This window comes from Atlanticothrix silvestris CENA357 (assembly GCF_016056295.1).
GTDB lineage: Bacteria > Cyanobacteriota > Cyanobacteriia > Cyanobacteriales > Nostocaceae > Atlanticothrix > Atlanticothrix silvestris.
The window spans coordinates 1-12,571 of the sequence record NZ_JAECZB010000088.1; the positions used below are offsets into that span (position 1 = coordinate 1).

General features: G+C 39.4%; 13 protein-coding genes. 5 read left to right on the forward strand and 8 right to left on the reverse strand.

Annotated features, from left to right (window positions below; genetic code table 11):
• Positions 1 to 584: transposase (locus I8751_RS21955; protein WP_214441218.1), on the forward strand; the 584-nt coding region annotated here is incomplete at its 5' end.
• A 165-nt stretch (positions 585 to 749) separates the two neighbouring features.
• Here I8751_RS21955 and I8751_RS21960 read toward each other — a convergent pair.
• From I8751_RS21960 to I8751_RS21975, 4 genes are all read right to left on the reverse strand, one after another.
• Positions 750 to 1,130 (reverse strand): HlyD family efflux transporter periplasmic adaptor subunit, encoded by a 381-nt coding sequence (locus I8751_RS21960; protein WP_214441227.1) that lies wholly within the window; start codon positions 1,128 to 1,130, stop codon positions 750 to 752.
• Between the two features lie 566 nt (positions 1,131 to 1,696).
• Positions 1,697 to 1,876: a chlorophyll a/b-binding protein gene (locus tag I8751_RS21965; RefSeq protein WP_214441219.1), complete on the reverse strand. Its 180-nt coding sequence runs from the start codon at positions 1,874 to 1,876 to the stop codon at positions 1,697 to 1,699.
• A gap of 416 nt (positions 1,877 to 2,292) precedes the next feature.
• Entirely contained in the window at positions 2,293 to 3,999 is a 1,707-nt protein-coding gene (locus I8751_RS21970; protein ID WP_214441220.1) for an iron uptake porin, read from the reverse strand.
• A gap of 311 nt (positions 4,000 to 4,310) precedes the next feature.
• Positions 4,311 to 5,456, reverse strand: a complete 1,146-nt coding sequence (locus I8751_RS21975) for a precorrin-8X methylmutase (RefSeq protein ID WP_214441221.1) — start codon at positions 5,454 to 5,456, stop codon at positions 4,311 to 4,313.
• A 137-nt stretch (positions 5,457 to 5,593) separates the two neighbouring features.
• On the opposite strand from I8751_RS21975, the gene I8751_RS21980 reads away from it, so the two are divergent.
• Both I8751_RS21980 and I8751_RS21985 read left to right on the forward strand, forming a co-directional pair.
• On the forward strand, positions 5,594 to 5,965 hold the full coding sequence (locus I8751_RS21980; RefSeq protein WP_214441222.1) for a type II toxin-antitoxin system RelE/ParE family toxin: 372 nt from the start codon (positions 5,594 to 5,596) through the stop codon (positions 5,963 to 5,965).
• Between the two features lie 7 nt (positions 5,966 to 5,972).
• A complete protein-coding gene (locus I8751_RS21985; protein WP_214441223.1) occupies positions 5,973 to 6,299 on the forward strand; it encodes a helix-turn-helix domain-containing protein in 327 nt (108 codons plus the stop codon).
• A gap of 184 nt (positions 6,300 to 6,483) precedes the next feature.
• Here I8751_RS21985 and I8751_RS21990 read toward each other — a convergent pair whose 3' ends face one another.
• A complete protein-coding gene (locus tag I8751_RS21990) occupies positions 6,484 to 7,224 on the reverse strand; it encodes a PspA/IM30 family protein (RefSeq protein WP_225894329.1) in 741 nt (246 codons plus the stop codon).
• 463 nt (positions 7,225 to 7,687) lie between these two features.
• Here I8751_RS21990 and I8751_RS21995 point away from each other — a divergent pair, with 463 nt between their 5' ends.
• Complete coding sequence (locus tag I8751_RS21995; protein WP_214441228.1) at positions 7,688 to 9,610, forward strand: heavy metal translocating P-type ATPase; 1,923 nt, start codon at positions 7,688 to 7,690, stop codon at positions 9,608 to 9,610.
• A 35-nt stretch (positions 9,611 to 9,645) separates the two neighbouring features.
• Here the strand turns inward: I8751_RS21995 and I8751_RS22000 are convergent, their stop codons facing one another.
• The 3 genes from I8751_RS22000 to I8751_RS22010 all read right to left on the reverse strand — a co-directional run bounded on the left by I8751_RS22000 (position 9,646) and on the right by I8751_RS22010 (position 12,189).
• Positions 9,646 to 10,005, reverse strand: a complete 360-nt coding sequence (locus tag I8751_RS22000) for a DUF5615 family PIN-like protein (RefSeq protein ID WP_225894330.1) — start codon at positions 10,003 to 10,005, stop codon at positions 9,646 to 9,648.
• A complete protein-coding gene (locus I8751_RS22005) occupies positions 9,983 to 10,366 on the reverse strand; it encodes a hypothetical protein (RefSeq protein WP_214441224.1) in 384 nt (127 codons plus the stop codon). Before I8751_RS22005 ends, I8751_RS22000 begins: the two co-directional genes overlap by 23 nt.
• A gap of 182 nt (positions 10,367 to 10,548) precedes the next feature.
• Positions 10,549 to 12,189 (reverse strand): helicase HerA domain-containing protein, encoded by a 1,641-nt coding sequence (locus I8751_RS22010; protein ID WP_225894331.1) that lies wholly within the window; start codon positions 12,187 to 12,189, stop codon positions 10,549 to 10,551.
• 170 nt (positions 12,190 to 12,359) lie between these two features.
• Between I8751_RS22010 and I8751_RS22015 the strand changes: the two genes are divergently transcribed.
• A complete protein-coding gene (locus I8751_RS22015) occupies positions 12,360 to 12,536 on the forward strand; it encodes a hypothetical protein (RefSeq protein WP_214441226.1) in 177 nt (58 codons plus the stop codon).
• Positions 12,537 to 12,571 lie beyond the last annotated feature (35 nt).

Genomic DNA, 12,571 nt, shown 5'->3' on the forward strand with positions numbered 1-12,571 from the left:
GGGGATTACATTCCTATGCAATGGTAGGAGCAACAGTGTCTCAGGGGTGCGACTATGTAGGCAGAATCCCAGCAAATGTAAAATTTATGCGGGAAAAGCCTTTAGAAGATGGCTCTTATTTGTCATATATCAATCCTTCAGGAAAACTCCGGAAAAAAGGTTGTCAGCCACTCTTAGTAAGAGTTATTGAATACACAATTGAGCATCCGGAAAACGCTGCTGAACAACTTACTTATCGCTTAATCACTAGCTTATTAGACATTGAAAAATTTCCGGCAGAAATGTTAGCCAAAGAATATCATCAACGATGGAAAGTCGAAAATACCCTTGATGAGTTAAAAGTTCACCTGTTAGGGCGTAAAACTCACGTTCGTTCTCAAAAACCACGAGAAGTAGTGCAAGAAATTTATGGTTGGTTGTTAGCTCATTGGTCAGTACGAGTGTTAATGTTTCAAGCTGCAACTAATGCTGGGGTTCCACCATTACGCTTGAGTTTTACAGGTACATTACGAGTTATTCGTCGTGCTATTCCTAAATTTCAAGGCTTACAGACCGAAGAATTACCTTTTTTTTCGATTGGTTAATTGTCGAGATTTTAGATACGTTGCTACCTGAACGTGTTCACCGTATTAATCCCAGAGTCGTGAAGAAACCTGTATCAAAGTTTCGCTCTAAAAAGCCTCAACACAGAGGTACCTGACAAAGAGTAGAAGCTCCGAAATTTCACATTACTAATCAGCTTTCTAGCCTTAACTGAACCGTATTGTACCATAATCAGTATAAGAACAACCACTAACTCGCATTTCTACCCTTTGCCCAGTCTTGACTTGTGGAATTTTTTCAGATGTTACTAAAGCTTTAATTACCAGAGATGATTCACTAGGAGCAATTTTGGCAACTACATCACCAGGGCGTAGTATTTGTTGAGAATTACGCAAATTGAGTTCTTGGATAGTGCCAGAGGCAGAGGCACGAATAATAGTATGATTAATTTCTTGATTGACTTGTTGAATTTCTTGTAAGTTACTGCTTAATTGCTTTTGAATTTCAATCTTTTGTTGTATAACTTGCTCTTTTTCTCGGTTTAATCTTGCAAGGTTGATGTTACCCGTAGCAACTTGTGCTGCAATTTTTTCTTTTTTTAAAAATACTGAATTTTTTCAAAAAGCAAATATGAACCCTAAATTCTAATTTAGAAGTAAGTTATATATTATTCAAATTTATTCTTTACTTTAGTTTAAGGTCGGTCAGGTCTTGCGTTCCAAGGAAAAAAGAATTGTCTGATTGTTAATCTGCTATTCTCCTTTGGCTTAGAATTATATGCAGAATACCAAAGTAAAATTTATAACTCTTGCACAATCATGCTGTTTTTGCACATCCTTGCTATAGTTTGCTATTAAGTTAGTTAAGTTTTAGGCATTACCTCAGTTCATCGTTTGAAGTGGCAATTGAGATGGTTTTGATGGTTAAAACCACAGGCGATCGCAAAAAGCAGGTATCTTTTACTAATAAGCGCGCGATCGCACTGTTGAAACTTTTTGAGCCAGATTCTTGCTGTAGCTAATATTCCCGTCGTGCTGGGCTAGTTTTTGTTGACTTTTAGTAACTTTAAAGAAAAGAAGGCAACCGATTCTATAAATCGCTGCCTTCCTCTATAACTACCTCACTATTTCAGTAAAGATAAAAACCAGTTAACTTACAGGATGCCCCAGAAGTGTAAAACTCCTTTGCCAGAAAAAACTTCCAATAGAACAACAGATAAAAAACCAATCATTGCAAAACGACCGTTCCAGATTTCGCTTTGAGGAGTAAAGCCCCAAGGCGCAGTATTTGGAGTCTGTGAAACCGAAGGTGTAGTCTTTTTAGCGTCTGGCATAAATAATACTCTCAGTTTCTATGTGGTGACAGTTATAACTGCATGTAAAGTAATGTAACAGATTTTCCGGAGATTGCCACATTAAGTAATAAGCAAAAAATTGTCATAATATTTAGTGTATTTGTTAATCAATGCAGCAAAAAATTTTGAAAAATCGCAATGTTTCAATTTGCTCCTAGAGTTCTCAGTGTTCTTTCCCAACTTGCAACTAATACCATTTAACTTTAAAAGTTATACAAATACGTTGGTAGGGGCACGGCAATGTTCCCTACGAGAAATCTATATGTATCAGGATTTTTGTGAATTGGTATAACGGCACAACAAGTTTTTGGGCAGAGAGCATAGGGCATAGGGCATTAATTATTTTTTATTGTCCCCTGCTCCCTACTCCCCTGCCTAAAAGTTATCTACGTGCTTTAGAAATTGAAGGTAGTTCTTAGCGTGCCAATGATTGCATCTTCGTTGTTGCCACCACTTTGACCAGGATTGGTCAACCAAATCACCCCAGGAGTAATGGAAATGTTATCGCTCACACGATATTTATAGAAGCCTTCAAGGTGATACGGTCTATAATCGCTGACACCGCCCAGATATGGTTGTGCGCCTGCGAAAATTCCTAAAACGTTGCCCTGCTTACCAAAGTCTGGCAAGGCTACCCCAACTCCGTAGCTCCAAACCTCACCGTTATCATCAGCACCAAAGCCTGTGATATCGCTATAAAGTACAAAGCCACTAATCGACAGTTTGTCGCTAGGTCTAAAAGCAGCTTCCAAACCATAGGAATTACTGTTGTAGGGGTTGCCACTACCAACAACGTTAGGGTTGGCACCAGCAACAAAGTTGGCTTGTGAAGTGCCGACTACGCCAGTTGTTGTACTTGCCGAGCCTGCATCAAATAAAGCGCTACCCGCACCATGATATCCGTGGACGTAGGTGGCAGCTAAAGTGAGGCGATCGCCTACATTCAAATTCAACTGTCCTAAAGCAGCATAATTACCCTCGAATAAACCTGAACCTCCAAGAGGGTTATTCGCTTCAGATCCAAAATAGCCCAAGGATAATGAAGGTTTGAAGGTACCACCACCACCAAAAGCTAAGTTAACACCAATCCCTGCACCACCACCAATCCGATAGATTGGGCTTTCTGAGGCAAAGGTAGACAAAGCACCGTTACCGCCATCAAAATCTTCAAAGTATGGGTTAACGGTAGGAACGTAATCGCTATGAATACCTCCTGTAGCAGCAATATAAACTTGGGAGTTACCTACGGGGAAGTAATATGACAACCAATCGATGATGGCGTTATTATCGCCAGGAGACAGGTTAAAGGTTTGGGTTCCCTCAAATGTGCCGTTTGGCAAAGTTAATACAGGTGCGTTACCAGCGGCAATCCGAGTGTGTAGAACGTCTTTACCCGTGAAACTGGTTTGAAAATCTAAACGTACCCTATTTTGGAAAACAGTATTGTTGTTGTCGTTATCGCCAAAGCTATCAGTAACAGCAAAAATTGCCTCACCAACTAGTTTCGTTGTAGTGGAAAACTGATTTGCTTCCAGTTCAGCAGTCCGTACTTCTAAAGAATCTACTCTACCGCGCAGAGTAGCTAATTCGGCAGAAAATTCTTCTTGCAAACGCTGTAGAGTTGCTAAATCTTGTTTTGTGACCAAATCACCAGTGGCTGTTGCAATCAGTTCATTAACTCGATCTAAACAAGCATTCAAACCAGCGGCGAATTCATAACGGGTTAATGCTCGGTTGCCACGGTAAGTACCGTTGGGATATCCAGCAATACAACCGTAGCGCTCAACTAGAGATTGCAACGCTTGGAATGCCCAGTCAGTGGGCTGTACGTCAGAAAACTGAGAAACTGATGTGACTTGAGACAGTGAATTTTGGTTTTGAGCTTCACTGCTGTAGTTTTTAACTTGTTCTAAGACGTTATTTTCATCAGGTTTTGCTTGGGATAGCAACTGCTGATTAACTTGGGGCTGTTTTGTGGGGTTAGAAGCAACTTCAGAAGAACCTGTGATTTCAGCAGCCATTGCACTAGCCGAAACAAACACAGTCGCTCCTAAAACTAATGGACTTAGCCCTAGGGTTTTCCACAATAGATGATGAGACATTTTTCCGCTTTCCTCACACACTTGTTCATAACCGTTGACGCGATCGCTGTTGATGCCACACTCCGTGCGATCGCTTGATCTTAATAGAGTCTTATTTCATATTTTTACTATGATGTCAAATCTGCTTTTCCCTTGGAGTAGCTATATTTTGGCGATTATCAGGTTTGATATGACGATTTCCTCCTTAAATTGCACTTTTCTAAGTAATCTCAACCAGCAGTCATAGACGCTGCTTTTTATACTCTAATGAACTTAAAAATGCATCCTAAGATATAGCCTATAATCATAAAAGTAACAAAGGTAACAAAAAGTCATTGCTGTTCCCTGTTCCCTGTTCCCTGTTCCCTATTCCCTTTTAAATAACAATGACAATCTGGTTTCTCAATTAATGACTCAACTAAAGCATTTAAAGAAGTAGCAGCTAGCAAACCACCGCCCAAAGTCCCTTCAATGGTGATAAATGGTATATCTTGTTGCATCAACTGTCGCTTGGCTGCGGGAGCATGACTAAAACCAATGGGCATCCCAATTACTAGTGCTGGCTGAATTTGTTGCTGTTTAATAGCTAGACACACTTCTAATAACACCGAAGGCGCATATCCAACCACCAATATGCAACCTTTGGTGACTTGCTGTAGTTTTTCTTCCCATTCCTGATGCTGCCAAAATTCCAGTTCTGCTTCTACGGCTGTGGTGACATGGGGGTTATCAATCAAAGTTGTAACTTGACAGCCCAAGTGAACTAATCTAGTTTGATCTAAAGCTGCTGCAACTGTAGGGATATCTACAAAAATTTCACAGCCTGACGTGAGGGCTTCACGACTAGCAGCGATCGCTCCTCGACTCAATTTAATAAAAGACACCAAACTCACATCACCACAAGCTAAAACTAACTGCGAAATCAAGTGTTGCTCAATTTCTGAACGATCAGACAAGTCAGGTAGCAAGCGTTGTAAAGATTCTGCGAAAGCTTCTGAATGACTATGCACTTCTGCATCCAAGCCACTCCACAGTTTATCTAGCCCTCCCAATCCGACTTGGGTTTCTACTTCTAATAACTTGAGTTGAGCTAGTACCTCAGCCTGCATAATTTGGCAATGGCGATCGCGTCCTAATAATCCTTCTAAAGCTGCGGCTGTTTGGCGCAGTTGGGCAATTTGCTGGATTACTGCTCGATATTGCTGCTGGAGTTGTCCCATCAAATTTACAGTTGTGTCTGCTTCTGGTTCAACTTCCAAAATGTGGCGAATATGGTTGAGTTGGAACCCTTGCTGTTTCAGTGCCACAATCCGTTGCAACCTGATGACATCCTTTTCTGTATAAAGGCGGTAATTGCTAGGCGATCGCACTGGTTGTGGTAGTATCCCCAATTGATGGTAATGCCTCACCATCCGCGGAGTTAAACCGCCACCTACTGCGTCACTAAGTTCTTTAATGGTTAAAGAATCAGTATTCATGATTTATTCCCACAACAGCAAAAGTCTTTGTAACTCTTCGCAAGCCACCTGAAGCGATCGCCGTGCATTTTCCTTTTTTCGGTACAACAGAATTACTCATTGACATAATATGCTAGTTTTAGCATAATTAATATTACATGAGTCAAAAACCAAAAAAACCCCTCAAATGGATTGCTAGCGCTCTTGATGATTTAAAGAAGTTTCCTGAAGATGTACAGGATGTAATGGGTTACGCTCTTGATCTAGCACAACATGGTCAAAAACATCCTGACGCAAAACCTTTACACAGTTTTCCAGGTACAGGTGTTTTAGAAATTGTAGATGATTTTGATGGGGATACATACAGAGCAATTTACACTGTTAAATTTGCGGGGTTTGTCTACTTATTGCATTCGTTTCAAAAGAAATCAAAACATGGTATTGCTACACCAAAACAAGATATAGAGTTAGTAAAAAAGAGACTGAAAATCGCTCGTGAAGACTATTTGCAAGATAACGTAAAAAAATGAGTAAAAAATGGACAAAGAAAATAATGTTTCCGTTAGTAGCGGAAACGTATTTGCTGATTTAGGATTACCTAATCCTGAAGACCGTCGAATTAAAGCACAACTCGCACGAAAAATCAGTGAAATAATTACTAATCGAAAACTAACACAAGTTCAAGCTGCTGAAATTTTAGGAATCGATCAACCAAAAGTTTCTCTACTTATTAGAGGACGATTAAGTGGCTTCTCAACTGATAGATTGATGGGCTATCTAAACAATTTAGGTAATGATGTAGAAATTATAATTAAACCTAAACCTGAAAATCGCAAAACTGCTCATACAATTGTAATTTGCTAGTTATTACTAAAAACAATTTCTATTTAAAGAAATTAAGTGCATCGTTTATAGTAGGCTAAGTTCCTGCTTAATGTCGATTAAATGGTATTTCCTAATGTGGGAGTGATTGTTAATTTTTGGATGCTTACTTTCTACTGTTCCCTCTTGGATGTCGCCTAATTAATTTTTACTGAATTTACCTATTTCATAGTTCATCTAAATTTTTTCGCAATGCTTCTAACTGTTCATCAACTACTTGATTAGGTGTGTAGCTAGATGTTAGCCCAGCAGTTCCTAAAGTGATCTGTGCTTTTAAAGCAGTCAATTCATCATCTACTTTGCTACTAAATTCTATTGCTGCCAATTGACTTTCTAGGTCTGCACCTGCTAACTTTACCAACGATTGATACTGGGCTTCTTGCATCAAAATTTTTGCTTCCATTCTCTCAAATACTGTCATTGCACTGTCGGTATTCATATTACACCCCATATCTTGGAATCGCTCTTGAGTCTTAGCATTTATAATCTGGGTCTTAATCTGAGCTTTAAAAACCTTAGCTTCAGAAACTTTACTTTCAAAGGCTGCTAACTTACTCTTAAAAACATCTACTAAAGTGGTTTGCTCATCTAGATTGGCTTTAAGGGCATTAGCTTTTTCGATAAAAGTCTTTTTTTGCCTGATTGCTTCTCGTGCTAGTTCATCAAAGTCATTTTGCACAGCAAGTTGTGCGCGTCTTTGCCACTTGCTCACTTCAGATTGAGCTTGTTCATACTGTTGCAGCACATGTTTTTGAGTAACCATAATTGATATTACAGCTTGACGTAAATTTAACAACTCTTCCTGCATATCCTCAATGACTAGGTCTAATAGTTTTGTATCTCCCTCTGTCATTACTCTTATAGCTTCATACAAAGCAAGACCAGTTAAAGCATCTATAGTAGTCAAAGGAACAGCACTAACGCTAAAATCAGTGCCCTGTGTAAGTATTTCTACAACTGATATACCTGTTACTACGTCACTATACTTATCTGTGTTAATTTTCCCCTTGGAATAGTTGAGTTCTGCCTTGACAAGTCGGTTAATTCGGCGAAACAGTTATCCCATAGTGCTGTATTTCCTTAAATTTGTTGTGCGTTTAAAAATTGGTTTACACCGTATCAGCTTAAACTAAGTGAATTTTTCCTACTTCGTAGGAATTAATGAAAACTTACTTGCCCTTCTTAAATTTTGTATAAAGTCCAACCTGCTGTGTAAGACAAATCTATGCAAGTATAGTGAGGCATTAACGAATGAGAAGACGCAAAACCTCATCCACCTATGAAGTAGGGTACTTAACACTTTTATAGGCTTGACATTGACATTAATGTCAAGGTTTAGCGTGAGAGAAGTCCCAACTCAATCAACTCTCATGCTCTACCCCCAGCGCTTTACCCAATTCACCAAAGAACATGCAGATACCTTAGCAGCCATACTTTGTGGATTTTTGCTATTTTTTGGCTGGTTTGCCTTGCATCTAGGTTGGCTAGGATGGGCAATGCTGCTGTTACCTGCGGCTTATGTGATTGGTGGTTACGAAAGTGCCCGTGAGGGACTAACCACTCTGTTCAAAGAAAAAGAATTAGATGTAGACTTGCTGATGATTGTGGCAGCCCTTGGTGCTGCTGGCTTAGGTTTATGGCGCAGGGAATACTATTTAATTATTGATGGGGCAATTTTGATTCTCATCTTTGCCATTAGTGGCGCATTAGAAGGCTACGCCATGCGACGGACTGAGCGTAGTATTCGCAGTTTAATGAGTTTGACACCAGACACAGCCAGGGTTTTACTTGAGGGACAAGAAGAAATGCTGCCCATTAACCAGTTAAAGGTAGGGGATGAAATTGTCGTCAAACCAGGCGAACTAATTCCTACTGATGGGTTGATTATTTCTGGTTACAGTACCCTTAACCAAGCTGCGATTACTGGTGAATCTTTACCTATAGAGAAAACCATAGGTGATGAAGTATTTGCAGGCACACTCAATGGCTATGGGGCGCTGAAACTCCAGGTACACAAGCCAGCATCAAGTAGTTTGATTCAGCGTGTGATTCGTTTAGTAGAACAAGCACAAACAGAAGCACCGCCTTCCCAAGAGTTTATCGAACTGTTTGAACGAAAATATGCACGAGTAATTGTGATAGCTGGGGTGTTGCTGGCCATATTGCCCCCCTTTATTTTGGGTTGGGACTGGGAAACCACAATTTATCGCGCTTTGACTTTTTTAGTTGTAGCTTCTCCTTGTGCGCTGATGGCTGCAATTATGCCCACATTACTTTCGGGAATTGCCAATGGTGCAAGACAGGGTATTTTATTTAAGAATGGCGCTCAGTTGGAGAAGATTGGTAAAGTGCGAGCGATCGCTTTTGATAAAACTGGTACCCTGACAACAGGACAGGTGCAGGTATCCCAGGTGATTGCTAGTGGTGATTACTTGCAAGCAGATGTATTAAAAGCAGCAGCAGCTCTAGAAGCTTCTTCCGAACATCCCATTGCTCAGGCAATTGTACAGGCAGCTGGCGATTTAGATTGGGTGCGTGGAACTGAGGTACAAGCTATACCTGGACAAGGAATTACAGGAATTGCCAATAACCAGCAAGTAATTGTGGGGAATGTAGGTTTTGTACAGCAATATGTTAGTCACGTACCAGGAAAATTAAAAGACTTAGTTGAGTCTTTGGAACAAGAAGGGAAAACCGTTGTTTGGATAGCGCAGAAAAACAACAAAGATGAATATGAAATAATGGGTGCGATCGCTATTGCAGATATGTTACGCCCAGAGGCAGCATCAACTATTGCTCGTCTGCGGCAAATGGGAATTGCAGAAATTGTCATGATTACAGGAGACAACCAACGAACTGCTGACAGTTTCGCCCAAGCAGTGGGAATTGATCGAGTGTATGCAGAACTTTTGCCCGAAGATAAGCTAGATGTCATTCGTAGTTTGCAGGAACAGTATCAAACTGTCGCAATGGTAGGGGATGGAATTAATGACGCACCCGCCTTGGCTCAAGCATCTGTAGGTATTGCAATGGGAATAGCGGGTAGTGATGTCGCATTAGAAACGGCAGACATCGTGCTGATGGCAGATAAATTAGAGAAAATTGCCGCAGCCATCAAATTAGGCAGGCGATCGCAAGCCATAGTAAAACAGAATATAGTCGTAGCCCTAGGATTTATTATGGTACTTATATTGGGTAACTTTTTAGGGAATGTTAACCTACCCATTGGCGTAATTGGGCATGAAGGTTCTACAGTATTAGTTACTCTGAGTGGTCTGAGACTGCTGAAATAACTTTTAAGATCAATCAATGATTTGTTGTGTCTGAGTCAATAATTCCACTGATTGAGAATCACAAACTGATTTTTAAGAGCATATTCTGCTGCCTCTAAATTTGCGATCGCCTTTACGATTAACTGATAACTCATGTTTTTAGCAGCATCAGAATTTTGATAAATAGCTAAAATTCCTGAATGTGTTGGGTTAGCTTGATGCAACTCCAGGAAATCATTACAATTGCGTGTAAGTAACACTCGCTGATCTTGTCTAGCCTGATCTAACACAACTGAATCAGGACGATTCATTAAACCCACTGCATTGACTGTGACTACATCATGACTTGCTACTTGAAGAAGATTTACCAAATATTTTGCTTGAGAGTCTTCGTCAAGCAGCATTCGTAGACTCAATTGAAACTCCTTTTGCTTCCAAGCGATGGCGTTCTTCGTCAGCTTCTAATTTGAGTAGTTCTTGATGACTCTCACAGTAGCTAATCGTTTCAGAGATAGCAGAGATGGGTAAATCCCAATTTTCAGCTGCTTCCTCTGGCGACATTTGATTTATTATCATGTCTTGCCAAACAGTTGAAGCAAGTAGTTTACGCCCTTTAATGTAAAGTTGTTTATGCCAAGGGTGAGGACGTGCAACCAGGTATTGCCAGTTTTCCATCTGAGGCATATCTTGAAGGGATTGAATTACAGCACTAATTAGGGCAAGGCGATCGCTCACAGGGAGTTTACAGGCTTGTTCCTTAAGCTCTCGTAAAGACATAGAAAAAAGCTACAACTGAGGTTGGTATCTCAATTTTAATATATTTGAGTAGAGAAATTGCTGGTATAAAAACTAAACAGGGCATAGATGATCACATTAATTGTTATCAAAGCTGAGGTCAATAGCAGAAGTAGTAAAGTTTGAGTAGAAACAAGTGTTGAGTCTACTGGTATCAAAACAAATTAGATTGAAGACCAGCGATTACTAATTTGATCATAAAATTTTTCATCGTAAGATCGTGTTTGTAATACTACTGGCGCAGCAATGCCGTAACCAAAGATAAGAGCTTGTTGGCTAGAATTTAACCTGGACATCATAGAACGTAAGCTTTGATTGCCAGCAACATCAGTAAATATTGCATCAATATCTTCAGGATTAAGAAAACCAGTCATACGAGTACCAAGCTCAGACATCACTTCTTTATCAATCCTTGAGGGATATCGCTCCACAACAAATAAAGTGATGTATAACTTCCAAGATTGACGAATAAGAGTGTGAAAAATAGTATGGCGAACTGTGTTGGAATTTAGCAAGTAATGAGCATCTTCAATAGTTATTACTAGTCGGCGAGGTGCATCGTTCTGATTCTTTGTGTGCCAAAACTTCTCAGTTTTCTTGACATAGTAACTGTGAATGCGCCTACAAATCATATTTGCGAGCAATACATAACAGAGCATATCCGATTGAGGACTAAATTCCACCACAACATTCTTACCTGCTTCCAACGAGCGTAAAATTTGATTGATATAATTCTGTGGTACAACAGCCCTCATATTTTTTAGAGTATCCAGTCGCAGTAACTTGCGCTGCAATGCCATAATTGAATCTTTGTCTCCCCGTTTATCCTGACAAAATATCTGGATTTCATCATTAGTCATATTCAATAATTGGGTAATCCAAGACTTGCCAAACTCCGTATACAAGATGTTAGCGTTATCCAGATTATCTTCAGATATTCCTAATTCATGACTAACTAACTTTATATCTTCTAATTCAATTTGATCGTAACTGAGATAGAACTCTTGTATATCAAGTACACCTTGGCAAAGTACAGATTCAGTATCAGTAACGTAAATTTCTACTTCATTAGGAAAAAGATGACGCAAGCCTTTTGCTGTACTGAATTGTTGATTCTGCAATGCAGTTTCCCTTCCATATTCCGAGTGGAGGTCGAAAATTAAATTCACAGATGCTTGTTGGTGAATCAGACCCGATAGCAGCAATCTAGTCAGGAATGTCTTGCCTGTTCCTGAGTTACCAAACACACCAATACTATTTTGTAAAATACTATCCAAATCTAAATAAATAATTCTGTTTGTATCAATCTCTGTTCCTATTGCAAAGCTGCGCTGATGAATATTATCTACTCTACTAAATACAGACTGATAACCATCATCAGTGGCATTAGTTTTTTTTAGTTGAAGCTGCTTTTTATGCTCTAATTTTTTCGATTTATCAGTTTTCCTATGTTGCCATTCCTTGTCAAACTCCCTTAGATTTATTTGCTGATCTTTACTCCAAAGTCTTAAAGCAAAGTACCAGTAGTCTTTTCCTCTTTTATGGAAGCGTCTGTCTTCAAAAATATTCAAGTCTTTAAGACGATTTATAGCTTCATAAAAATGACCTTGTTTTTCAAAGTGAGCCAGCTGTTGTATAAATCTTCGCTGTGTTTCAACAATTAGCTTAGGTCTATTACTATCCTCATCCTCCCACTTATATTGCAACTGGAGGTCTTCACGATAATTCAAAACATAAGATAGTAATTCTTGCAATAAATCTCTGACTCGATATTGAACATCTAAACTCCAGCTACTTTTTGGCATAGGTAAAGTAAAATAATTATTCTAAAAAGTTTGGGAACGTCCCAAACTGAAATAGATTCCTAAATTCTCTATCCTTTATTCTAAAAGACTTTAATCCTTTAGCTAATCCCTTATTCCATTAGGAAGTTCCCAAACTCTAACCTCAAACTATTGCTACTGAGGTTAAGTGAATGAAAATAGAAACTCAATTTTTAACTCCTACAGAGATTGGCAGAGAATTAGAAAAACTTATCAGTCAAAAAATGAGTGGGATGCAAGTCAATAAACTACTACAAGAGATCAAATTGCAGCGCAAGGTTGCTAATTCATGGGAACGGGAGCAACGCGAAAAAGTGAGATCGTCGTGAAATGAGCAGGGGAAGCGGGGGTAGCTGGGGTAGCT